Annotated in this window: 19 protein-coding genes; 16 read left to right on the forward strand and 3 right to left on the reverse strand. The window is 33.2% G+C overall.

The genetic code is table 11. From position 1 onward, the window contains the following. Positions 1-22: 22 nt before the first annotated feature. Positions 23-2575: a sodium-translocating pyrophosphatase gene (locus BUE95_RS05600; protein ID WP_073582212.1), complete on the forward strand. Its 2553-nt coding sequence runs from the start codon at positions 23-25 to the stop codon at positions 2573-2575. Positions 2576-2626: 51 nt separating this feature from the next. Here BUE95_RS05600 and BUE95_RS05605 read toward each other — a convergent pair whose 3' ends face one another. Next, positions 2627-3241, reverse strand: coding sequence for a deoxynucleoside kinase (locus BUE95_RS05605; RefSeq protein ID WP_073582214.1), 615 nt, complete (start codon positions 3239-3241; stop codon positions 2627-2629). Next, positions 3241-4038, reverse strand: coding sequence for a hypothetical protein (locus BUE95_RS05610; RefSeq protein WP_143165228.1), 798 nt, complete (start codon positions 4036-4038; stop codon positions 3241-3243). The genes BUE95_RS05605 and BUE95_RS05610 overlap by 1 nt, the downstream gene beginning before the upstream one ends. A 121-nt stretch (positions 4039-4159) precedes the next feature. Between BUE95_RS05610 and BUE95_RS05615 the strand changes: the two genes are divergently transcribed. Together BUE95_RS05615 and BUE95_RS05620 are read left to right on the forward strand one after the other, a co-directional pair. Continuing rightward, the gene (locus BUE95_RS05615) at positions 4160-5038 is read left to right on the forward strand and encodes a GLPGLI family protein (RefSeq protein ID WP_073582216.1); all 879 of its coding nucleotides are present in this window, start codon (positions 4160-4162) and stop codon (positions 5036-5038) included. A gap of 31 nt (positions 5039-5069) precedes the next feature. Then, entirely contained in the window at positions 5070-7820 is a 2751-nt protein-coding gene (locus BUE95_RS05620; protein WP_073582218.1) for a TonB-dependent receptor, read from the forward strand. Positions 7821-7891: 71 nt separating this feature from the next. Here BUE95_RS05620 and metK read toward each other — a convergent pair whose 3' ends face one another. Further along, positions 7892-9142, reverse strand: a complete 1251-nt coding sequence (gene metK, locus BUE95_RS05625) for a methionine adenosyltransferase (protein ID WP_073582220.1) — start codon at positions 9140-9142, stop codon at positions 7892-7894. Between the two features lie 506 nt (positions 9143-9648). Here metK and BUE95_RS05630 point away from each other — a divergent pair. The 13 genes from BUE95_RS05630 (at position 9649) to thrA (ending at position 25881) form a co-directional block, all read left to right on the forward strand. Then, positions 9649-10344 carry a phosphoadenylyl-sulfate reductase gene (locus tag BUE95_RS05630; protein ID WP_073582222.1) on the forward strand — a complete coding sequence of 232 codons (696 nt, stop codon included), beginning with the start codon at positions 9649-9651 and terminating at the stop codon, positions 10342-10344. A gap of 24 nt (positions 10345-10368) precedes the next feature. Beyond that, on the forward strand, positions 10369-11274 hold the full coding sequence (gene cysD, locus BUE95_RS05635; protein ID WP_073582224.1) for a sulfate adenylyltransferase subunit CysD: 906 nt from the start codon (positions 10369-10371) through the stop codon (positions 11272-11274). Positions 11275-11298: 24 nt separating this feature from the next. Then, positions 11299-12537, forward strand: a complete 1239-nt coding sequence (locus tag BUE95_RS05640) for a sulfate adenylyltransferase subunit 1 (protein ID WP_073582226.1) — start codon at positions 11299-11301, stop codon at positions 12535-12537. Between the two features lie 5 nt (positions 12538-12542). Next, complete coding sequence (epsC, locus tag BUE95_RS05645; RefSeq protein ID WP_234977628.1) at positions 12543-13370, forward strand: serine O-acetyltransferase EpsC; 828 nt, start codon at positions 12543-12545, stop codon at positions 13368-13370. A gap of 18 nt (positions 13371-13388) precedes the next feature. Further along, positions 13389-14300 (forward strand): cysteine synthase A, encoded by a 912-nt coding sequence (cysK, locus tag BUE95_RS05650; RefSeq protein WP_073582230.1) that lies wholly within the window; start codon positions 13389-13391, stop codon positions 14298-14300. An 80-nt stretch (positions 14301-14380) separates the two neighbouring features. Continuing rightward, on the forward strand, positions 14381-15199 hold the full coding sequence (cobA, locus tag BUE95_RS05655) for a uroporphyrinogen-III C-methyltransferase (protein WP_073582232.1): 819 nt from the start codon (positions 14381-14383) through the stop codon (positions 15197-15199). Next, a complete protein-coding gene (locus BUE95_RS05660) occupies positions 15189-16850 on the forward strand; it encodes a diflavin oxidoreductase (RefSeq protein ID WP_073582474.1) in 1662 nt (553 codons plus the stop codon). The genes cobA and BUE95_RS05660 overlap by 11 nt, the downstream gene beginning before the upstream one ends. 39 nt (positions 16851-16889) lie before the next feature. Beyond that, positions 16890-18536 (forward strand): NADPH-dependent assimilatory sulfite reductase hemoprotein subunit, encoded by a 1647-nt coding sequence (locus BUE95_RS05665; RefSeq protein ID WP_073582234.1) that lies wholly within the window; start codon positions 16890-16892, stop codon positions 18534-18536. Beyond that, positions 18490-19266: a DUF2490 domain-containing protein gene (locus BUE95_RS05670; protein ID WP_073582236.1), complete on the forward strand. Its 777-nt coding sequence runs from the start codon at positions 18490-18492 to the stop codon at positions 19264-19266. The genes BUE95_RS05665 and BUE95_RS05670 overlap by 47 nt, the downstream gene beginning before the upstream one ends. A gap of 12 nt (positions 19267-19278) precedes the next feature. Continuing rightward, the gene (locus BUE95_RS05675; RefSeq protein WP_073582238.1) at positions 19279-20721 is read left to right on the forward strand and encodes a TSUP family transporter; all 1443 of its coding nucleotides are present in this window, start codon (positions 19279-19281) and stop codon (positions 20719-20721) included. Between the two features lie 420 nt (positions 20722-21141). Further along, positions 21142-22434 (forward strand): O-acetylhomoserine aminocarboxypropyltransferase/cysteine synthase family protein, encoded by a 1293-nt coding sequence (locus BUE95_RS05680; protein ID WP_073582240.1) that lies wholly within the window; start codon positions 21142-21144, stop codon positions 22432-22434. 64 nt (positions 22435-22498) lie between these two features. Then, positions 22499-23464 carry an alpha/beta fold hydrolase gene (locus BUE95_RS05685; protein ID WP_073582242.1) on the forward strand — a complete coding sequence of 322 codons (966 nt, stop codon included), beginning with the start codon at positions 22499-22501 and terminating at the stop codon, positions 23462-23464. A gap of 2 nt (positions 23465-23466) precedes the next feature. Next, on the forward strand, positions 23467-25881 hold the full coding sequence (thrA, locus tag BUE95_RS05690) for a bifunctional aspartate kinase/homoserine dehydrogenase I (protein ID WP_073582244.1): 2415 nt from the start codon (positions 23467-23469) through the stop codon (positions 25879-25881). Positions 25882-25941 lie beyond the last annotated feature (60 nt).

A 25941-nucleotide genomic window follows, 5' to 3' on the forward strand; every position in this document is an offset into this window, starting at 1 on the left:
ATACCAAACTAAATTATATTTTATGGAATCAATGATGATTTATGTACCTATAGTCATGGCACTATTAGGGTTAGCATTTATGGCAGTCAAACGCGCTTGGGTTCTGAAGCAAGATGCCGGAGATGGTAAAATGAAAGAAATTTCAGATTACATTTATGAAGGTGCTTTGGCCTTTTTAAAAGCAGAATACAAATTATTAACATTTTTCGTTTTAGGTGCTAGTGTTGTTCTTGCGGGAATTTCATTTATAGTGCCTACAACACATTGGTTAATCGTAATAGCCTTTATTTTCGGAGCTATATTTTCTGCTTATGCAGGGAATATTGGAATGAAAATTGCAACAAAAACAAATGTTAGAACTACGCAAGCCGCTCGTACCAGTTTGCCACAAGCTTTAAAAGTTTCTTTTGGTGGTGGAACGGTAATGGGATTGGGTGTTGCTGGTTTAGCTGTTTTAGGATTAACAGGATTCTTCATTATTTTCTTTAGATTTTTTATGAACGGAGAATGGACTTCTACAGAAGACATGACTATCGTTCTTGAAACTTTAGCAGGATTCTCTCTTGGAGCTGAATCTATAGCATTGTTCGCTCGTGTTGGTGGAGGAATTTATACAAAAGCCGCTGATGTTGGCGCAGATCTAGTAGGAAAAGTAGAAGCAGGAATACCAGAAGATGATCCCCGTAATCCGGCTACAATTGCAGATAACGTTGGAGATAATGTTGGTGACGTTGCTGGTATGGGTGCCGATTTATTCGGTTCGTATGTAGCAACTGTTTTAGCAGCAATGGTTTTAGGAAATTACGTAATTAAAGATATGGGGGGTAAAATCGATGACGCCTTTGGTGGAATTGGACCAATTTTATTACCAATGGCAATCGCTGGTTTCGGAATTTTATTCTCTATCATTGGAACAATGCTAGTGAAAATTTCAAGCGACGATGCGAAAGAAGCACAAGTACAAAAAGCATTGAACATCGGAAACTGGGTTTCTATTGTGTTAACTTTAATTTCTTGTTATTTCTTGGTTGACTTTATGTTGCCTGAAGTATTAACATTAAATTTCTACGGTGAAGGTGATAAAGAAATTGCTTCTATTCGTGTTTTCTATGCTACTATTGTAGGTTTATTTGTGGGTGGAGCAATTTCGTCTGTAACCGAATATTATACAGGATTAGGTACAAAACCAGTATTGGCAATCGTACAAAAATCATCAACTGGTGCTGGAACTAACGTAATCGCTGGTTTAGCAACAGGTATGATTTCTACTTTCCCAACTGTTTTATTATTTGGAGGTGCCATTTGGGCTTCTTATGCTTTAGCAGGATTTTATGGAGTTGCTTTAGCCGCGTCTGCCATGATGGCTACAACAGCAATGCAGTTAGCAATTGACGCATTTGGACCAATTTCTGACAATGCTGGTGGAATCGCTGAAATGAGTGAATTGCCAAAAGAAGTTCGTACGAGAACCGATATTTTAGATTCAGTAGGAAATACAACGGCTGCAACTGGAAAAGGTTTCGCAATCGCTTCTGCTGCTTTAACTTCATTAGCTTTATTTGCAGCTTATGTAACATTTACAGGAATTGATGGAATCAATATTTTCAAAGCGCCAGTATTAGCAATGTTATTTATCGGAGGTATGATTCCAGTTGTATTCTCTGCATTAGCAATGAATTCGGTTGGTAAAGCTGCGATGGACATGGTGTACGAAGTACGTCGTCAGTTCAAAGAAATTCCAGGTATCATGGAAGGAACGGGTAAACCAGAATATGGAAAATGTGTTGAAATTTCTACAAAAGCGGCTTTACGCGAAATGATGTTACCAGGAATTTTAACTATTGGTTTCCCAATTGCTATTGTATTGTTAGGGAAATTGGTTTATGGTAACAACAACCAATTAATTGCTGAAATGTTAGGTGGTTATATGGCGGGAGTTACTGTTTCAGGAGTACTATGGGCGGTGTTCCAAAATAACGCTGGTGGTGCATGGGATAACGCAAAAAAATCTTTTGAGGCAGGAGTTATGATTAACGGAGAAATGACTTATAAAGGTTCGGATGCTCACAAAGCAGCCGTGACTGGTGACACGGTTGGAGATCCATTCAAAGATACTTCTGGGCCATCAATGAATATCTTAATCAAATTAACGTGTTTAATTGGTTTAGTAATCGCTCCAATATTAGGAGGTCATGGTACAACAACTATGGTAGATGGTAATAAAAAATGTTGTACAGAACTTTGTGCGAATATGACAGAAGAAGAATGTGCGGCTAAATGTGCTGAAATGGGATGTGATAAAGAGAATTGTGCAGAATCTTGCAAACATGGTCATGATAAACACAATCATGGTGCTAATCATGAAGACAAGCATGTTCATGGGCCTAATTGCAATCACGACACTCATCAAGAGATTATTAACATGGATGTGAAAAAAGAGAAAGAGGAAAACGGAAAAATAAGAGCAACCGTTATCATCACTACTAAAGTAGACGGAAAAGCAATTACACAAGAAAAAGTTTTTGAAGGTACTGAATTAGAAGTGGATGCTAAGATAGCAGCTCTTGGTAAATAATTTTTAAGAAATGAAAGCAAAAAAGCCTCATATTTGTGAGGCTTTTTACTTTTAAAATAATCCGTTTATTTCTGCATCAATTCTATTGATGATATTTCCTAAGTCTTCAGGGTTGTTTACAAAGTCGATATTGTCGACATCAATAATGACTAATTTTCCTTTGTCATACGTTTGAATCCAAGCTTCGTATCTTTCGTTCAAACGGCTTAAATAATCAATCGAAATGGAGTTTTCGTAATCTCTTCCTCTTTTGTGAATTTGGCTAACTAAATTTGGGATTGAACTTCTTAAATAAATCAATAAATCAGGCGAGCCTACCAGACTTTCCATTAATTCGAAAAGCGACGTGTAATTGTTGTAATCTCTATTTGACATCAATCCCATGGCATGAAGATTAGGTGCGAAAATATGAGCATCTTCATAAATGGTTCGGTCCTGAATAATGTTTTTACCACTTTCACGAATTTGCAAAACTTGACGAAAACGGCTGTTCAAGAAATAGATTTGAAGATTAAAACTCCAACGTTCCATTTGATGGTAAAAATCATCTAAATAGGGATTGTCCACCACATCTTCAAAGTGCGGTTCCCATTTAAAATGTTTGGCTAATAATCGGGTTAATGTTGTTTTTCCTGCTCCAATATTTCCTGCTACTGCTATGTGCATTATGGTAAAATAAGTTTATAATTAGTAATTTCATTTTGGGTAAAAATAGACAAAATTCCATCTCTAAAGAAAAATTTCGAAATGATTTTTTCGTCAATGGCTATTTTACTGCTACTCTTAGAAGTAAGGTTGTAATAAAATAATTTATCATCCATCTTGTAAATGAAATCACCATTTTTTGTTAGCTGAATTGTATCATGCTTTGGCAGATTTCCTAATTTTTCGATGGTTCCATAGATTGAAATACGATAAAAATTCAAATTACTATCGGTCCAATAAAAATGCGTATAGTCCGATTCATAACTAGCAACTGGATTTTCAAGCATAGTTGAAATCCATTTGAAAGTATCTGAATTTATATTGTATAAGCCAATTTTTGACGAAATACCATCATAAATCCAAATTTGATTTTGAGAAGATAAAGCCACAGCTTCTAAAAAAACTGGAGTTGATTTTGAGTTGAAGTCAATCTTTTTAATCTCGTTTAACTGATTATCTAGAAGCACAACAGTATTAAAATTTTTATAAAAAACTATAATTTGTAATGGATTCTGAAAGTCTACATTGCTTATTTTGCCTAAACCCACATTATGGTATTGGTATGTTGTTGCATCACTATTTTTTGTGAGAATATTGTTCTTTGAGCTATAAATATTTTTCTGATTGTCAATTCCTAAAAAAAAATCACAAGTTAGTTTTGTATCACTTTGTTTTACAGTGCTAATTGTTTCTTGGGCTTTAAGCGTTAAGCACAAGAAATTTATAACTATTATAAATAGTGTTGTTTTTACTGTCATAGTTAAACTAGTAATAAAATTTAGGGTCTAAGATACTAATTTAACATAAAAAGCGCAGTTAAATTGTGTAACAAATAGTATAGATAATAGTCTAGTAGTAAATCCAAAATAAACTTTGATTATGAAAAAAATAGTTTATGTTTCTTTTTTAGTGGTTTCAGGTTTTATTAATGCTCAAAATTTTCAGGGAGTTGCGGTTTATGAGTCCAAGACAAGTACTTCTGATATAACTTCAAATTTTAGAGGTAATCGCGAAATTACACCTGAAATGCAAAAGCAAATTGAGCAAAACATGAAGGCCATGTTTGAAAAAACGTTTGTTTTAACGTTTGATAAGACTGCATCTACTTATGCGGAGGAAGAAAAAATAGAAGCACCTGGTCAGCAAAACGGGATGCGCTTTATGTCTTCCATGATGGGCGGTGGTGGAACGCATTATAAAAACGTTAAAGACAAAGTTTTTTTAATAGATCGAGAGTTTGCAGGTAAAGAATTTTTAATTAAAGATTCCTTGCCAAAATTAGATTGGAAACTAACAGGAGAAACCAAGCAAATTGGTAATTATATGTGTTTTAAAGCAACGGCTTTAAGGCCAGTAAGTCAGTCTGATTTTAGAAATTTTCGAAGAAAGAAAGAAGAGGGTAAGAAAGAAGAAGTACAAGCAGAAGATAAGAAGGAAGATCGCAATACAAATTTCATGGATCAATGGGAAATGCCAAAAGAAATTGAAGTAATAGCTTGGTATTCGCCTGATATTCCTGTTAATCAAGGTCCCGAAAATTATTGGGGTTTACCGGGATTGATTTTAGAGGTTAGTGATGGCAAGACGGTTATTCTCTGTTCTAAAATCGTTATAAATCCAAAAAAAAAAAAAGAAATTAAAGCTCCTAAGAAAGGCACTATAGTTACTCAGGGAGCGTATGATAAAATAGTGGCAGAAAAAATGGAGGAATGGAGAGAAATGGGTAGAAATGGAGGAGGCTTTAGAATAAGCCGATAAGAATTTCAAGATTAATTTTATTACAGCTAAAATGATAAAAAATATTTATTTCTCAATTTTTTTACTACTGTCTTCTTGGGCTATATCTCAAAATATTAAATTAGAAGGATTGGTGCAAGATACTTTGGGTAATGCACTTGAAATGGCAAATGTAATGGTTGTCAATAAAGAAACGAAAGCAATGGATGGTTATGCCATTACAAATGAGCAAGGGAAGTTTCAAATCAGTTTAAAAGCAAATACAAGTTATCAACTTAAAGTTAGTTATATTGGATTTCAAGCCTTGAATCAAGATTTAACCACTACAACAGAAAATATAAGACGCATTATAACTTTAAAAGAAGGAGGGATATTGCTTAATGATGTAGAAATTGTTCAAGAAATGCCTGTTTCTATTAAAGGCGATACTATCATTTATAATGCTGATTCTTTTAAAACAGGTACCGAAAGAAAATTAGAAGATGTATTGAAAAAACTTCCTGGAGTTCAGGTGAACGAAGATGGTGAGATTGAGGTTGAAGGAAGAAAAGTAACCCAATTGTTAGTTGAAGGGAAAAAGTTTTTTGAAGGAGATACTAAGATTGGTTCGAAAAACATTCCATCGGATGCTGTTGATAAAGTACAGGTATTGCGAAATTTCAATGAGGTTTCTCAACTAAAAGGGTTGGAAAATAATGAAGAAAATATTGCATTAAACATTAAACTTAAAAAAGGTAAAGACAAGTTTTGGTTTGGTGATGTTTTAGTAGGTGGCGGACCAGATGAACGCTACGTAATTAATCCAAAAATATTTTATTACAGTCCGAAGACTACAGTTAATGTAATTTCTAATTTCAATAATATTGGAGAAGTGCCTTTTTCTATTCGTGATTTCTTTCGTTTGACAGGTGGGGCAAGAAATACGATAGCTAGAAGTGGAACAAATATCGGAATTTCGAGTAATAATCTTGGAATTTCAACAACTCAAAATGATAGAGCTTTAGAACTTGACACAAAGTTTGGCGCTTTAAATTTGACCCAACAAATTACAAACAAATGGAATGTTAGTGGATTTGGGGTAATTTCGTCAAATAAAACATTAACAAATACAATATCTAATTTTGGTATTTTTCAACCCAATTCATCGGAATTGCAAACTATTGAAGATCGTTCGGATGTGTCTAATCTAAGAGATAATTTAGTAGTTTTTAAATTAGCATCAAAATACAAAAAAAGTGCTAATTTTCAAGTCGACTATGATGCAACTTTTCGTCGTTCTAGTCAATCGGAGGATAATGTGGTAAATTCGCAATCTACTATTTTTTCTAATTCAGGAAATATTGAAAGAGTAAACAACATTCTTTCATTCAAGGATCAAGATCCAGTTGCATTCCAACAAAGTTTAAATATGTTTTGGACAAAAAACGATAAAAATACGTTTGTTTTGGAAGTTCAACATTTGTACCAAGATGAAGATCCTTTTTACAATCCTAGCTTGCTTGAAGATCCATTTCCGGGAATTGGATTTCAATCAGGACAAAGTCGTTATGATATCCGCCAAGAACGATTTGTGAAAACGAATAAAGTAGATGCCAAAGCAGACTACTATTATACCGTTAATAACAAAAGTATTTTCAACATAACATTAGGAAATACAAATTCGTACCAAGGGTATAATTCATCTATTTTTCAATTATTGGATAATGGATCGTTATATCAATTGCCAGATAATGCAGATTTTATTTTTGATAATGATGTGAAGTATAGCTTTAATGATACTTATCTAGGGGCTCATTACAAATTTGTTTTAGGAAAAGATTTTACGTTTAATCCGGGTATAAACTTTCATCAATTTAATATTTATAACGATCAATTGAGTTCTAGAGTTCGTGATAACTTTTTCAGAATTTTGCCTGATGTTTTTGCGCAATGGCAATTGAAGAAATCAGAATCGTTGACCTATAATTATAAGATGAGTAACTTTTTTAATGATGTGAATACCTTGGTTGAAGGTTTTACTTTGAATAATTTTAATTCGTTAAGTTCTGGTAATCGATTTATTGACAATGCATTACAGCAAAATCATAATTTGCGTTATTCAAAATACAATTTGTTTAATTACACTACGATTTTTGCATTCTTGAATTATACTTCGACAAAGGATCCGGTAATCAATCGTTCGTTTTTTAATGGTATTAGTCAAACTAGTGAAAGGATTAATGCTAATTTTACAAATGAATCGGTTTCGGGAACTTTTTCGTACCAACGTTCTTTTAAAAAATATTATAAAGTAAGTGCTGTAACTAATATTACTTGGACAAAAAACAATCAGTTATTTGTTAATCCGTCAGATCCAACTAATCCTTCGGTTGATTTTTCTAGAAGTATTGAAAACTGGAATCAGCTTTATCGACTAAGTTTTGGTACTCAGTTTCAAAAGTTGCCTAATTTGGAAGCGGCTTACGGAATCAATATTAATGAAAATCCAGGTGCGGTTTTTACAACGCATAGTCCATCTGTAACGCTAGATTATAGAATAATTGAAGGTTTAGCATTGACTTCAACCTATACTTATAATGATTTTAGATCAAGAGATGGAAACGTTAATAATACTTTTGATTTGTTAACAGCAAGTATTAACTATAGAAAAAAAGATTCTAAGTTAGAATATAGAGTTAGTGGAACGAACTTGTTAAATACAAAATCGATAAACAGAGATAGTTTTAATGTGGTAAGTTTTAATTCTTCTCAATATTTTGTTCAGCCGAGATACATCATATTTTCACTACAATACAGTTTGTAGTAATTTCGAAATACTTCAATAAAAAAGGCTCCAGATAATCTCTGAAGCCTTTTTTATTGTTTGATGCTTTATTATATTTTAAAAGCTGATTTTACTTTGTCTACGAAATCTAATTTCTCCCAAGTAAATAACTCAACGGTAACCGTTTTTGTTAAACCACCCGGAGCAGTAAATGTTTTGGTTACGGTTTCAGGAGTTCTTCCCATGTGTCCGTAAGCAGCCGTTTCGCTGTAAATTGGGTTTCTTAATTTTAAACGTTGTTCAATAAAATAGGGACGCATATCAAAGATGCCTTCTACTATTTTACTAATTTCCCCATCTGTTAAATTAACTTTTGCTGTTCCGTAAGTATTTACATTGATTGATGTTGGTTCAGCAACTCCAATCGCATACGAAACTTGTACTAAAATTTCATCCGCTACACCAGCAGCAACTAAGTTTTTAGCGATATGACGTGTTGCATAAGCAGCAGAACGGTCTACTTTAGATGGGTCTTTTCCTGAGAAAGCACCACCTCCATGAGCTCCTTTTCCACCGTATGTATCAACGATAATTTTTCTTCCTGTTAAACCAGTATCTCCGTGAGGTCCTCCAATTACAAATTTTCCTGTTGGGTTAATGTGGTATTTGATGGCAGCATTAAATAAATGAGCATATTGAGGGTTTTTAGCAATCACTCTAGGAATCAAAATTTCAATAATGTCTTTTTTGATTTTAGCCAACATCGTTGGTTCATCAGCAAAATCATCATGTTGTGTAGAAACTACAATAGCGTCAATACGAACAGGTTTGTTGTCGTCAGAATATTCTAAAGTTACCTGAGATTTAGCATCTGGACGTAAGTATGTGATTTCGTTATTTTCTCTTCTTAAATCCGCTAATTCTTGAAGAATTTGGTGTGATAATTTCAAGGCTAATGGCATGAATTCAGCAGTTTCATTCGTAGCATAACCAAACATCATTCCTTGGTCGCCAGCCCCTTGTTCTTCTTTACTTGCTTTGTCAACACCTTGGTTAATGTCTGCAGATTGTTCGTGGATTGCTGATAAAACGCCACAAGAATTTGCTTCGAACATGTATTCACTTTTAGTGTAACCAATTTTCTTGATCACTTCTCTCGCGATAGTTTGTACATCTAAATACGTGTTTGACTTTACTTCTCCAGCTAAAATTACCTGACCAGTAGTTACTAATGTTTCGCAAGCTACTTTTGATTCAGGGTCAAATGCTAAAAAGTTATCAATTAATGCGTCCGAAATTTGATCCGCAACTTTGTCAGGATGTCCTTCACTCACAGATTCTGACGTAAATAAATAAGCCATAATAAAATATTTTAAATTTTAAGCGAGGAAAAATAATTGCAGATAGTGCCTAAAGGAGTAGTAATTACTGCTTTAGCATTTTTTAATGAGGTTGCAATCAGTTCAAATTTTTCCTCTTAGTTTTGTGATGCAAATGTATGAAATGAAATTGAATTCTAAATGATTGTTAACTTTTTTTTATTTTTTCTTTGGAAATTACAAAACGGGATTTATTCGGAAATTTTTTCGGATAATAATCTGTTTTTAATGATTTTAATTCTAAGTATAAATTTTTAAATAATAAAATTTAGAAAATAAATCTATTTATTTTGGTTTTTTAGAAAATAAAACTAATTTTGCATTATCACTTTTAAATAAAACTAATGAAATTTAAAGTTTGCAATATGTGTTGTATGATGTGGATTAATCCGCAGAGGAAACCTATTGTATAATTTTAAAATAAATTAATCCAATATAACCTCTGTTTTAGACAGAGGTTTTTTTTTGTCTAATTTCAAAATAAATTTATGAAAACAGAACTAATTCAGTTTTTAGAAAATGCTAATAACATAGGAGAAGAACTCGATTTTTTAGTCAATAATTTTAATGGAAAAATTGTTTTTTCTACGAGTTTTGGTATTGAAGATCAAGTTATATCGCATGTAATTTTTTCAAGAAATTTAAATAATGTAGAGGTTTTTACATTAGACACTGGACGCTTTTTTGCTGAGACATATGCAGTTTGGGATAAAACTTTATTACAATATGGCAAAAATATAAAAGCTTATTATCCATATGCTGATAAAGTAGAGAACTATGTAAATAAAAATGGAATTAATGCTTTTTATAATAGTGTGGAATTACGAAAAGAATGTTGTTTCATAAGAAAAGTGGTTCCTTTAGGAAGAGCTTTAAAAGATGCTAATGTTTGGATTACGGGATTAAGAACAGAACAATCAGAAAACAGAAATGCATTAAAAAAAATCGAATGGGATGAAGAACGACAGTTATACAAATACAATCCATTGCTTAACTGGTCAACAGAAGATGTGGTAATGTTTTTGAAAAAGTTTGGAGTACCCTATAATACCCTTCATGATGAAAATTTTGTAAGTATAGGTTGTGCTCCTTGTACAAGAGCTTTAAAACCAGGTGAGGATTTTAGAGCTGGACGATGGTGGTGGGAAGATAAATCAAAAAAAGAATGTGGATTACACAGATAAATTACTAATCAAAAATGAGATAAAATGACAATAACAGATCATTATTTAGAACAACTAGAAAACGAAGCAATTTATATACTTAGAGAAACTGCGGCACAATTTGAGAAACCTGCTTTATTATTTTCTGGAGGTAAGGATTCTATTGTTTTAGTGCATTTGGCATTAAAAGCATTCCGCCCAGGAAAATTTCCATTTCCATTGGTACATATAGATACGGGTCATAATTTTCCGGAAGCCATTGATTTTAGAGACTACTTAGCAAACAAAATTGGAGAAAAATTAATCGTTGCTTCGGTAGAAGATAGTATTAAAAAATACAATTTAAAAGAAACAACAGGCCGATTTCCCTCCAGAAATGCACTACAAACTTATGCGCTTTTAGACGTCATCGAAGAGAATGAATTTGACGCATGCATTGGAGGAGCAAGACGTGATGAAGAAAAAGCAAGAGCTAAGGAACGTATTTTTTCGGTTCGTGACGATTTCGGGCAATGGGATCCAAAGTTACAACGACCAGAATTATGGGATATTTTAAACGGAAAAGTTCAAAAAGGGCATAATGTTAGAGTTTTTCCAATAAGCAATTGGACTGAATTGGATGTTTGGAATTACATTAAAAAATATAATGTTGAATTACCTAGTTTATATTTTGCACACTTTAGAGAGTGTATTGTTCATCAAGATAAATTGGTGGCGACTTCAAAATTCATTCAACCTTTAGAAAATGATGTTGTGGTGACTGAAAAAGTACGATACAGGACTGTTGGTGATATGACTTGTACTGCAGCAGTTTCTTCTGAAGCATCAACTATTCAAGATATTATTGATGATATCATTCAAACCAGAGTTAGCGAAAGAGGGCAAACTAGATTGGATGATCAACTCTCGGAAGCAGCCATGGAAGATCGAAAAAAACAAGGCTATTTTTAATCTTAAAACTTGAAAACAAAGAAAATGAACACATTACGATTTATAACAGCAGGAAATGTAGACGATGGGAAAAGTACATTAATTGGTCGACTGCTTTACGATTCTGATAGCATTCACACAGATCAACTAGGTGTTTTGCAAAAACAAACGAAACAAGAAGGCGTTGATTTCGATTTGTCATTAATTACGGATGGCCTTAGAGCAGAACGTGAGCAAGGTATAACAATTGATGTAGCTTATAAATATTTTTCAACTAAGAAAAGAAAATTTATCATTGCCGATGCTCCAGGTCACGAGCAGTATACCCGAAATATGATTACAGGAGCTTCCAATTCCGATTTGATTGTTATTCTTGTCGATGCTCGAAAAGGAATTACCGAACAAACAAAGCGTCATGCAAGTATTGGTTCTTTAATGGGAATTAAAAAAGCTATTATTGCCGTCAATAAAATCGATCTACTTAATTATTCTGAAACTATTTTCAATCAAATTAAAGCTGATTTCGAAGCTATTAAATCCGAATTAAATTATAACGAAATTAGTTATATACCAGTTAGTGCTTTGGTTGGGGATAATATCGTAACAAGTTCTGAAAACACACCCTGGTACCAAGGAAAAGCATTATTAGAAACTCTAGAAGATATAGTAATTGAAACCACATTAAATCTAGAATCTCGTTTTCAGGTGCAATGGGTCATACGTCCAAAAGATGAAGTAAATCACGATTATCGAGGTTATGCTGGTTTAGTTTTAAGTGGAAGTTACAAAGTAGGTGATGAGATAACCATTTTGCCTGCAAGAATGACAACAAAAATTGTAAAAATCGAAAACAATTTAAATGCAACCGATGTTGCAAAAGCAGGAGACAACGTGGTATTGCATTTTGAGAATAATATTGATATCAGTAGAGGAGATACTATTGTCCTTTCAAATCAATTACCAACTGAGTCCAATCAAATTAGTACTTGGATTTCTTGGTTAGATAATGCCCAACTTCAATTAGGGAAAACCTATTTACTACAGCATCGATTTAAAAATGTAAGAGTTAAGATCCAATCAATTAATCAAAAATGGAATATTAACGAATGGCAATTCACAGCAACGGAAGAAATCAAATTAAATGACATTGCTCAGATAACTTTAAAAACCAATCAACCCTTGTTTTTTGATGCTTTTGATAAAAATGCAAAATCTGGAAATGCTATTCTAATTGATGAAACCACATTTAATACGGTAGGTGCTTTAATGTTTTTAGAAAATTAATGAATATGAGCCAATCCAATTTTAATAGCGAATTATTATTCCAAAGAAATTTAAAAGAAAAGCAAAACTTTCTTGATAAAACCAAAGCTGAGAATTGGCTGGAAAATTTATTTACATGGTTGTTTTGTACTCAAGAAGAATGTCTAGATTTCAATACTTTTAAAGAAAAGGAATTGATTTTAAGAAATGAGTTGCAAATATTGTTGAAGCAATCAGAAGTTATTTCGGTAATAGATTTTACAACCAGTTTTTTCGAGAGTTTAGTTGCAATTCATTCCGATTTGTTGTCAGATTTAGAAGCTATTTTAGACTTTGATCCAGCCGCAAAATCAAGAGCCGAAGTGCTTCTAGCTTATCCTGGTTTTTTTGCCATTTTCGTTTATCGAATTGCAAATTATTTATGGGTGCATAAAGTAAATATTTTACCTAGAGTGCTTTCAGAATTGGCACACAGTAAAACAGGTATTGATATTCATCCTGGAGCCAACATAGGAAAGCGATTTTTTATCGATCATGGAACTGGAATTGTAATTGGTGAGACAGCAAAAATTGGAAACAATGTTAAAATTTATCAAGGTGTAACACTCGGGGCATTAAGTGTAAGTAAAGACAAAGCTAAAGAAAAACGACATCCTACAATTGAAGATGATGTAATAATTTATGCCAATGCCACAATTTTAGGAGGAAATACAACTATTGGAAAAGGAGCCATAATTGGCGGAAATGTTTGGATAACTGAATCCGTTCCTGCACAGTCGCTAGTTTATCATAAAAGCGAAATCATCGTGAAAACAAAAATAGAGTACAATAACATTATCGATTTTAGTATTTAAAAATAAAAACTTAGTAAGATGAAAGTAAATAATATCTTAGAAACCATTGGAAATACACCAGTTGTAAAATTAAATAAGCTTTTTGGAGCTAATAAAAATGTATTTCTAAAATTAGAACGCACGAATCCAGGTAACAGTATAAAAGATAGAATTGCTTTAGCAATGATTGAAGATGCTGAAGCAAAAGGATTGCTAAATTCAAACAGCGTGATTATTGAACCAACTTCTGGAAACACCGGAATTGGATTGGCCTTAGTAGCAGCTGTGAAAGGTTACAAAGTAATTTTGGTAATGCCAGAATCGATGAGTGTAGAACGCAGAAAATTAATGGAAATTTATGGTGCCGAATTCGATTTAACCCCACGCGAAAAAGGGATGAAAGGTGCTATTGAAAGAGCTTCAGAATTAGTTTCACAAACACCAAATGCATGGTCTCCTTCACAGTTTAAAAATCCAGCAAATGTTGAAGTACATCAAAAAACAACTGCTCAAGAAATTTTAGCCGATTTTCCAAATGGATTAGATTATATTATTACTGGAGTAGGAACTGGTGGGCATATTTCAGGAGTGGCAGCAGTTGTAAAAGAAAAATTTCCAAATGCAAAAGTTATTGCTGTAGAACCAGAATTGTCACCAGTTTTGAGCGGAGGAAGTCCGGCTCCTCATCCGCTTCAAGGTATTGGCGCAGGTTTTGTTCCTGAAAATTATCACGAAAATTTAATAGATGAGGTTATTCAAGTTTCAAAAGAAGAAGCTTTTGAATTCACCCGAAAAATTGCCAAGCAAGAAGGGGTTTTAGTAGGAATTTCGACAGGTGCCTCATTGGCAGCAGTGGCAAAAAAAGTAGCCTCATTACCTGATGATGCTGTAGTGTTAACCTTTAATTACGATATAGGAGAACGCTATCTTTCCATAGAAGGATTGTTCTAAAAATCAGTGATTTATTGTAGAGATTTCACTCCGATTTAAATACGGAGCAGCCATTTCTATGCCTAATTTTAAAAAAAACAATGATACAAATAGCAAAAAAAGCAAAGGTGATTTTAGCAGGAGCCGGTCCCGGTGATCCCGATCTAATAAGTCTTAAGGCCCTTAAATACTTGCAAACTGCAGATGTAGTTTTAACCGATAGATTAGTTTCGCCTGAATTAATTGAAAAGTATGCGCGTAAAGATGCAGATGTAATTTATGTTGGCAAACAATGCTCTAAAGGAATTTGGACACCACAAAAAGATATTAATGAACTTATTGTTGAGTTTGCATTGCAAGATAAATTAGTGTTAAGATTAAAAGGAGGTGATGCCACTCTATTTTCTAATATTTTAGATGAATTACATGCAGTAAAAAGTAATAATATTCCATATGAAATTATCCCGGGAATTTCAGCTGCTTTTGGTGCGGCTTCTTACACAGGAATTCCTTTAACAGCCAGAGAATATTCAAGAGGAGTGCGTTTTTTAACCTTGTATGATTTAAATTCCGTGAAGAAAAATCAGTGGCAAGATTGGGCAACAACTGAGGATACTTTGGTTTTTTATATGAGTGGTCAACGATTAGATGTGTTGACAAAACAGCTTTTAAATTTCGGAATTGATACTTCTAAAGGAGTTGCTGTAGTGCAACAAGCGACTACTCCAAATCAAAAAACAACTGTGTTTTCTTTTGAAGAAATAGAAAATAAATCTTTACCAGAATTCGAATATGTTCCCACCTTATTAATAATCGGTAAAGTTGTGAATTTGTATCATGATTTTGCATGGTTTGCCGAGAAAAACTCATCCGATTCCTATTTTGATAACCATAAAAATATTTACCAAAATGCTATCTGAATCTAAACTATCACTATTACAACAATTGGTGCAAAATGCATCAACAGAAGAAATTATTTGGACAAAGGGCTATTTAGCTGGGTTTTTAGATAAGAATCTAATTAAAAATATAGTTCCATCTATTGAAAACCATACTGCGGTTACTGTAAAACCTTTAATCATTTATGGAACTGAAACAGGAAATTCTAAAAAAGTAGCTTCTAGTTTGTTGGCTAATTTCAAGAAGAATAAAATTCAAGCTAAAGCGATTGATGTGTTCCAGTTTGATATTGCAAAATTAGAAAAAGAAAATTTAGTTCTTTTCGTAATGAGTACACAAGGCGAGGGCGAATTCCCTCAAAACGCGATAAGTTTTTACGAAAGTTTAAAAATGTCAAATCTTAATCTTAATAAAGTTTCTTTCGCTGTTTTAGGACTTGGAGATTCTTCATATTCGCTATTTTGTAATGCAGGGGTTTTGTTAGATGAAGTTCTATTAGAAAAAGGAGCAAATCGTTTATTACCCTTGGTAAAAGCGGATGTTGATTTTGCAGAAACAGTTTCAATCTGGGAATCAGATTTGCAAGAAGTGCTTCAAAATTTTGGTTCAAATGTAACTAATGAAATGAAACCAGTGAGCTCAACTGTTGCCTCTGGTAAGAAAAATTATTTAGGAAAAATCAGTCACAAGGTAGTGTTGAACGATACAGGTTCAAACAAAGAAACCTATCATATAGAAATTGAATCAGATGACGAAATTAGTTATGAACCCGGCGATGCTTTAGGTGTTTTTCCGAGAAATAAAGAAGAAGAAATAAAAGCAATTGCAACTTATTTTAATGAAGAAAATTATTCAATTCTTGCGGATAAAAATATTCGAGGTTTATCAAAGAAATCATTAGAAGCTTTTTCAAAATTGTTTGAATTACAAATTATCGAAGATAGAGCTAATTTATTAGATGTGATTCAAAAATACCAACCTAAGAAAGTGAAATTTGAAGAAATAATTGCTTTGCTTTTACCAATTGCACCAAGATTGTATTCCATTTCTTCGTCTTCGGAAGCGCATGACGGACAGGTACATTTAACTGTAAATCTGAATAAGTTTAAAGTAGGTGAGGAAATAAAATCGGGTTTAGCATCAGAGTTTTTAGCTGATTTCCCTTTAGGTGAACCAATGGATTTCTACATCCATAAAAATCAAAATTTCCGACTGCCAAGTAAAGAAACAGATATTATTATGATTGGACCAGGTACAGGAATTGCACCATTCAGAAGTTTTTTAGCAGAAAGAGATGTCACTGGCGCCGAAGGTAAAAACTGGTTATTTTTTGGGGAGCAACATTTTGTGCTCGATTTTTATTATCAAACCGAAATCCAAGAATGGTTGACTACAGGTGTGCTGACCAAATTAGATACGGCATTTTCAAGAGATCAAGAACGTAAAATTTATGTGCAAGACAGAATTCGAGAAAAAGCAAAAGCGTTTAATAATTGGTTAGAAAACGGAGCAAGTATTTACATCTGCGGACAAAAAAATCCAATGAGTCAAGATGTAGAGCAGGCCATTGTTGAGGTTATTTCAAAAGAGCGAAATATCACAGTAAGTGAAGCTAAACAAATTTTGGAAGAATTAGAAAATCAAGGAAAATATCAAAAAGACGTGTATTAATGTAAAGATGCGATTTATCACGTCTAAAATGAAAAGAAAATGAGCGAAAAATTATCACCTATAGAAGCTATCAAGACCAAAAGTGATGGTCTTAGAGGAACATTAAAAGAAAGTATAGATTTAGACAATCATACAGGTAATGTCCGTCCAGACGACGAAACATTAGTAAAGTTTCACGGAATGTATGTACAAGACGACCGCGATCGAAGAGCAGAAAGAGCTACCAAAAAATTAGATAAATTGTATTCATTTATGATTCGCTTACGAATTCCAGGCGGTGTAATCTCAGCAGAACAATGGTTGGCCACTCATGAAATTTCGGAACAATTCGGAACAGGTACGTTGAAAATTACAACAAGGCAAACGGTACAATTACATGGTTTGTTAAAACATCAATTAAGACCAACGATTCAAGCTTTCAATACTGCAAAACTGGATTCAATTGCTGCTTGTGGCGATGTCAACAGAAATGTAATCGTGAGTTCACATCCTCAAATTTCTCCAATCCATCAACAGATTTACGAATATGCAGATAAAATTTCAACTTTATTACTACCTAAAACACAATCTTATTATGAGGTTTTTATCGATGGTGAAAAAATTTATGAGCGTTCTGCAGAAGCCGATCCTTTGTATGAAGATAGATATTTGCCAAGAAAATTTAAAATTGCAATTGCTATTCCGCCGAGTAATGATGTTGATGTTTTTGCAAATGATATTGGATTGATTGCTGTAATTGAAAATGATGTGTTGAAAGGATTCAATATTGCAATTGGTGGAGGATTGGCTACAACACATGGAAATCCAAATACATATGCGCGTTTGGGAAGTATTATTGGGTTTACCGATACGGAAGAAAAAACATTAAAATCAGTGTATGAAATTCTTACCGTACAACGTGATTTTGGAAATCGCGTGGATAGAAAATTATCTCGACTAAAATATACAGTAGATAAATTAACGGTGGAAGGTTTCAAAAAAGAATTAGAAAGCAGAATTGGATTTGATTTGTTACCAGCGCAACCTTTTAAATTTACCGAAAGAAACGATCGTTTTGGTTGGGAACAAAATCATCAAGGTAGTTGGTTTTATACATTGTTTGTAGAGCATGGGGTAGTGAAGCCTTATCAAAAGCAATTTTTATATGAATTAGCACAATTAAAGATTTCAAACTTTATTTTTTCGGGTAATCAAAATCTGATTTTAGGAGAAATTAATGATGAAGATAAGTCAAAAGTTGAAGCATTATTAGTCGCTCACGATATTGAAAAACAAGTAAGTGCACTTCGGAAAAGTTCCATGGCTTGTGTTGCTTTACCAACATGCCCATTGGCCTTAGCAGAGGCGCAACGCTATTTGCCAGAATTAGTTACTAAAATTGAACCTTTATTAGAAAAACATGGTTTAACAGAGGATGAAATTTCAATACGAATGACGGGTTGTCCAAACGGTTGTGGTAGACCTTATGTAGCTGAATTAGGTTTTATTGGAACTGGTGCTGGACAATATAATTTCATGTTGGGAGGTGATAGATATGGAGAAAGATTGAATTTTTTATATAAAGAAAAGCTAACAGAAAGTCAAATTTTAGAAGAAGTGGATAGTTTGTTTTCAAATTATGTAGCTAATAAAACAATTGATGAAACATTTGGAGATTTTGCTTTTAGAACCTTTTTTAAAGATTAAAAACCATTTAAAATTAGCATTGGTTGTATCAGTGCTACTTTTTCAAAATAGTTATGGTCAGAAAAAGATACAACATCAAAAATTGATTTGGTACGGCTATTATAATACGCTGCAATTGAATCCAAATTGGAAACGCTATTCAGAAATACAAGAGCGTCATTTTATTAATCCAATTGCGCAACATCAGTTGGTTTTTAGAGCTAATATTGAAAGGAAATTATTAAATAATTGGTCTACACTATTGGGAATGACTTTGTTTTTACAAAGTCCACAAAATTTAAATTCCACATCTGATTTAATGGTTCCAGAACTTCGGCCAAGTGTTGGTTTTGTAAATTTTGAGCGTTTTGGGTTATTAAAAATGAACCATAAATATCAGATGGAAGCCCGCTTTTTTCACAATCAAGTAAATGGAGAATTGACATCGGGATATACTTTTTCAAATTTTCGTTTTCGATACCAATTGTGTTTCGATTATCCATTGCTAAGATTTGATGAATCTGATAAAATTATTCTAAAAATAAAAGACGAATTAATGTTAAATATTGGGAGTCAGATAGTAAAAAACACCTTTGATCAAAACCGAATTTATTTGGGTTTGAATTATGTAATTACTTCAAAATTAGCTTTTGAAGTTGGATACATGAATTGGTTTCAACAACAACAAAATGGAACAGATTATTATGATAGAAACATATTACGATTTTCAATTTTTCACATCATTTCTTAAATAGAACTAATTATGACGAATACCCTTTTTCCTGTTTTTCTAAAAACCGAAACCACTCACTTTCTTATAGTTGGTGGTGGAAATGTTGGTTTGGAAAAAACCGAAACGTTACTCAGACAAAATCCTGAAATTAGAATTACAGTTGTTGCTACCTATTTTCATCCAAAATTAGTTGAAATCGGTAGTACTCATAATACTATTACTTTTTTTGAACGTCCTTTTGAAGAAGCCGATTTATTAAATAAAGATTTTGTTATCATCACAACGGATAAGCCAGAGGTGAATTTAGCTGTGCGTGAATTAGCCAAGTCTAAAGGAATAAAAGTAAATGCAGCTGATCAACCTGCATTATGTGATTTTTATTTGGGCTCGATTGTAAACAAAGGAAGTTTAAAAATTGCAATTTCGACAAACGGAAAATCGCCGGTTCTTGCAAAGCGAATGCGGGAATATTTTACGGAGGTTATACCTGATAATATAGAAGAAAGTTTAACCGTTTTAAATGATTTTAGAAGTAAGCATAAAGGGGATTTTAGTCAAAAATTAGCCGATCTAAATAAGTTAACGGAAGGTTTTCAAAAAAGCAGAGAAACCAAGAAGTATAAACGTTTGGCCTTTACATTGGCGACTTCTTTTCTAATGTTTTTTATTGGATATGGTTGTTCTACTTTAGTTACATTTTCTGATATTCAAAATGGACTTAGTCAAGTACCAAATGAGTTTTATTATATGCTTTTGATTGGTTTTGTTGCCCAATTAATTGATGGGGCTGTAGGCTTAGGTTATGGAGTAACATGTGCAACGAGTATGATGATTTTAGGAGTTAAGTTACCAGCTATTAGCGGTAGTATACATACAGCAGAAATGTTTTCTAGCGCCATAAGTGGTTTCTCTCATTACAAATTTGGAAATGTAAATAAGAAATTGCTTTTTTGGTTGGTATCATTTGGAGTTGTTGGGGCTGTTTTAGGGGCTTTTTTTTTAGTTTATCTAGGGAATGAATATGAAAAATTAGCCTACTTGATTTTATCTGCATATACTTTTGTTATAGGTATTCGCTTAATTATCATTGCTTTTAAAAAGTTTCAGTTCAAAAAGAAAATTAAATTTTTAGGTGTTTTAGGATTCACAGGAGGTTTTATGGATGCTTTTGGTGGAGGAGGTTGGGGGCCAATAGTTACTTCAACACTATTGGCAAAAGGAAGAAAGTCTAAATATGTGGTAGGAACAGTTAGTTTGGCTGAGTTTTTTGTAACATTTGCTGCGTCAATAGTGTTTTTTACCTCTCTGGGAGTGAGTCATTGGTATATTGTTTTAGGGCTTATTTTAGGCGGGGTTATTGCATCGCCAATTGCGGCAAAGTTAGCAGGAAAATTGCCCCAGAAAGCAGCTTTGTTATTTGTTTCTTTCTTGGTTATTGTGTTTAGTGTTAGGGTGTTTTTAAAAATTGTTTGAAATTTTGAAATAATTTAGATTTATAAACTTTTATTTTTTTAACATTAAGATGTTTTTTCCATATAAATAGATTTAAATAACAAAATTTAGAAAAATAATCTATTTATTTTATTATTACAGAAAATAAATCTAATTTTGTTTCATTAAAATAATATAATAGAAGATGAACTTTACAATGTGCAATATTTGTATGATGCTGTGGAACAATCCGCAGAGGAAACCTATTGCATAATTTTAAAAGTAAATTAATTCAATATAACCTCTGTCGAAAGCAGAGGTTTTTTTATTTCTAAAAACACAACAAATATGAAAATAGCCATTTACAATCCAAGACGATGTTGTCGAATGTGTAGCTGAAAAGGAAACTTCGGAACAAAAAATCTTAATACTTAATACAAATATCTTAATACTTAAAATATCATGAGCACAAATAAATTTGCAACAAACGCTTTACACGAAGGACACGACACAACTAAAAATGCTGGAACAAGAGCAGTTCCAATTTACCAAACCACATCTTACGTTTTCAATAATTCCGACCACGCAGCCAATCTTTTTGGTTTAGCTGAAGCGGGTTTTATTTATACAAGATTAAATAACCCAACAAACGATATCTTAGAACAACGCTTAGCTAAATTAGAAGGTGGGATCGGAGCTGTCGTAACCGCTTCAGGAACCGCAGCCATCTCAACTGCTTTATTAACGTTGTTAAAAGCTGGCGATCACATCGTAGCTTCAAACAGTTTATATGGAGGTACTTACAATTTGTTAAACGTGACTTTGCCAAGATTAGGCATTACGACAACATTTGTAGATCCATCAAATCCTGAGAATTTCTTAAATGCAGCACAAGAAAATACAAGAGTTTTCTTCGCCGAAAGTTTAGGAAATCCAAAATTAGATGTACTCGATTTAAAAGCCATTTCAAAAGCCGCACAAACCTATAAAGTGCCTTTCATTGTAGATAACACAGTTGCAACTCCTTTTTTGTTAAACCCCATCGAGCACGGAGCCAACATCATAATTCATTCCTTAACAAAATACATAGGTGGAAACGGAACTTCTCTGGGAGGTGTTATCATCGATGCAGGAAATTTTGATTGGAGCAACGGAAAATTCCCGGAATTCACAGAACCTTCAGCAGGTTATCACGGATTAAAATATTATGAAGCCTTAGGAGCAGCTTCGTTCATAGCAAAAGTTAGAATCGAAGGGTTACGTGATTTAGGTGCTTCTTTGAGTCCGTTTAACGCATTTCAAATTATTCAAGGATTAGAAACATTGGCTATTCGAATTAAAAAGCACAGTGAAAACGCTTTGGAATTAGCCAAATGGTTACAAAAACGTTCCGAAGTGGCTTGGGTAAATTACCCTGGATTAATTTCTTCAAAATATTATGATTTAGCACTAGAATATTTACCAGAAGGACAAAGTGGCATCGTAACTTTTGGGTTAAAAGGTGGTTATGAAGCTGCTAAAAAAGTAGCCGATGAGACTCAATTTTTCTCATTGTTAGCGAATATTGGCGATACAAAATCACTGATTATTCATCCAGCAAGTACAACGCACCAACAATTGTCAGAAGAGCAACAAATCACAACCGGAGTAACGAAAGATCTAATTCGTTTATCCGTTGGTTTAGAAGATATTGAAGACTTGAAAGCCGATTTACAAAGTGTTTTCGAAAAATTGCCAGTTCAAAATTTAGTTTAGGTTTTTGTTTGTTTGAAGGCTGCCGATAGACCTACCTAAAGGCAGCCTTTTTTTAAAAAGAGAGATGAGTACAATTCAAAAAATAGTGTTCCAAAATGTTTCATTGCAAAATGGGGTAGTGCAAGCCAAAGTGATTTTGTCCTATCAATTGTTTGGTCAACCGATTGGTTTGGCGCCTTTAGTCTTAGTGAATCATGCTTTGACCGGAAATTCACAAGTTATTGGCGAAAACGGTTGGTGGCAATCGTTAATTGGTAATGATAAAATTATTGATACCAAAAAATATGCAGTTTTAGCTTTCAATATTCCTGGAAACGGCTATCAAGATGCAGAAAACTTGATTGAAAATTATCAAGATTTCACAACCTCTGATATTGCGAATTTATTCTGGAAAGGAATCGATTCGTTAAAAGTGAATCAAGTTTTTGCTGTTATTGGTGGAAGTTTAGGCGGTGCAATTGCTTGGGAAATGGCAGCGATTCGCCCAAAAGCGATTGCGAATTTAATTCCGGTAGCGACAAATTGGAAAGCTTCTGATTGGTTGATTGGAAATGTGTTAATTCAAGATTTGATTCTGAATAATTCCAAAAATCCAATTCACGATGCCAGAATTCACGCCATGTTATTGTATCGAACACCCGAATCACTCCAAGAAAAATTCCACAATCAATTACAAAATTCGGAAGGATTGTTTCAAGTGGAAAGTTGGTTGCTGCATCACGGAAAAAAATTACAAAATCGATTTCAACTTTCGGCATACAAACTCATGAATCATTTATTGAAAACTATCGATGTTTTCAAAAACAAAGAACAATCTGAAGTTATAAAAAGTATCACTTCCAACATTCACTTAATCAGTGTGGATACTGATTACTTTTTTACGGCAAACGAAATCAAAACTGCTTTTGTACAAATCAAAAACTACAAGAGCAACACATTTTATCATGAAATCAAATCTATTCACGGACATGATGCTTTCTTGATAGAATTTGAACAACTAAACACTATACTTAAACCTATATTTAATTAAGAATGAAAATATTAAAATTTGGTGGAAAATCATTAGCAAACGGAGAAGGATTACAAAAAGTAATTCAAACGATTGCTCAAAAATATTTCAATAATGAACCCATTGCAGTCGTAGTTTCGGCTAGAGGAAATGCTACAGACGAATTGGTAATTTTACTAAAAAAAGCACAAGCCAACATCAATTTTCAAGCAGATTTTGAGCAATTCAAAAAATACCAATTGGAAGGCTTGAAAGAAAATATCTTCGAAGAAGAATTTTCGGTTTTACAGAAATTACTAGAAGGCGTTTCGCTTTTAGGCGATTACAGTGAAAAAATCAAAGACCAAGTTATTGCGTATGGCGAAATTCTTTCAGCAAAATATGTATCTAATGTCTTAAATGAAAACAGCATCAAAGCACAATTCACAGATTCACGTCAATTAATAAAAACCGATATTAATTTCGGAAATGCGCAACCAATAGATGCCGTTTCAAAACGAAATGTGTTAGATTATTTTGAAAAAAATACAGATAAAGTAAACATTGTAACGGGTTTTATCGGTTCAACATTACATAATGAAACCACAACTTTAGGGAGAAATGGAAGTAATTACACCGCTTCCTTATTAGCAAATTATCTAAACGCTGAAGAATTCCAAAATTACACACACGTTGATGGAATTTTTACTGCAAATCCTGATTTAGTTGCCGATGCGAAAAAAATAGAGCGTTTGTCATTCAACGAAGCGAATGAGTTGGCAAATTTCGGAGCGCAAATTTTACATGCCAAAACCATTATTCCGTTGGTAGAAAAAAATATTCCGTTACGCATTTTAAATACTTTCAATCCTGAAGGCAATGGAACGTTAATCACTTCAGAACAAACCAATGAAGGAATTAAATCGCTTTCGGTTTTAACGAATGTTTCGTTAATTAATTTAGAAGGAAGAGGTTTATTAGGAAAAACAGGTGTTGATGCACGAATTTTCCGAGTAATGGCAGAAAACGACATTAGTGTTAGCATCATTTCGCAAGGTTCTTCGGAAAGAGGAATTGGTTTGGTCGTGAGTTCTGACAAGGCTTCGAAAGCTTTGGTTGGTTTGGAAAAAGAATTTGAAACTGATTTTTACACAAAAGATGTCAATAAAATTTCAGTAAACGATAACATTGCTGTGATTTCTATAATTGGACAAGATTTAACAAATTTCCATAAACCTTACACGGCTTTAATCCGAAATAAAATCACGCCAATTTTGTTGAACAATACCGTTACGGGAAGAAACATCAGTTTGGTCATCAGTCAAGATGAATTCAAACGTGCTTTAAATGTAATTCATGGCGAAATTTTTGGAGTAGCGAAAAAAATCAATATAGCCATTTTTGGTCATGGAACGGTTGGTGGAACTTTGATTTCCCAAATTTTAGAATCTGCGAAAAATATCGAGAAACGAAAAGGAATTAAACTGAATGTTTTTGCGATAGCGAATTCAAAGAAAGTCTTGTTGAATAAATTTGGAATTAGCGAAAATTGGAAAGCGACTTTAGAAGATAAAGGTCAGGAATATAAAGTAGAAGATATTATCGCTTACGCCAAAGAACACCATTTGGAAAATTTAATCGCAATTGACAACACTGCAAGTACAACTTTTATCGAAAATTACATTTCGTTAGCTGAAAATAGTTTCGATTTAATTTCTTCTAATAAAGTTGCGAATACCGTAAGTTTTGATTTTTACAAAAAACTACGAAAAGTGCTGAAAGATAACCAAAAAGAATATTTGTATGAAACCAATGTTGGCGCAGGTTTACCTTTAATTGATACCATTAAATTGCTGCATTTATCAGGTGAAAACATCACCAAAATCAAAGGTGTTTTCTCTGGAACTTTGAGTTATTTATTCAATAATTTTTCAGTTGAAAAAAAGAAATTTAGTGAAGTATTGCAAGAAGCCATCGATAAAGGTTTCACCGAACCCGATCCAAGAGAAGATTTAAACGGAAATGATGTGGGTCGTAAATTATTAATCTTAGCACGCGAATTAGATTTACAAAACGAATTCGAAGAAATCCAAATTCAAAATCTAATTCCAGAAGCTTTACGCGAAGGAAGTGCGTCAGATTTTCTAAAACGCTTATCTGAATTAGACGGAATTTACCAAAACATCAAAGACGCTCAAGGTCCAAATGAAGTGCTGAGATACATCGGTGAATTATCGGGTGATTTACAACAAGACAAAGGGAAATTAGAAGTAAAACTAATTTCGGTTCCAGCCAATTCAGCTTTAGGTTCGTTAAAAGGTTCGGATTCTATTTTTGAAATTTACACAGAATCTTACGGCGAACAACCTATCGTAATTCAAGGTGCTGGAGCAGGAGCATCTGTAACCGCAAGAGGTGTTTTTGGCGATATTTTACGCTTATCCGAAAAAAAATTATAACCACCAAAACTCAAAACCTGCAAGATTTTAAAAGTCTTGTGGGTTTTACACTTTAACAGT

Source organism: Flavobacterium cucumis (assembly GCF_900148835.1).
Taxonomy (GTDB): domain Bacteria; phylum Bacteroidota; class Bacteroidia; order Flavobacteriales; family Flavobacteriaceae; genus Flavobacterium; species Flavobacterium cucumis.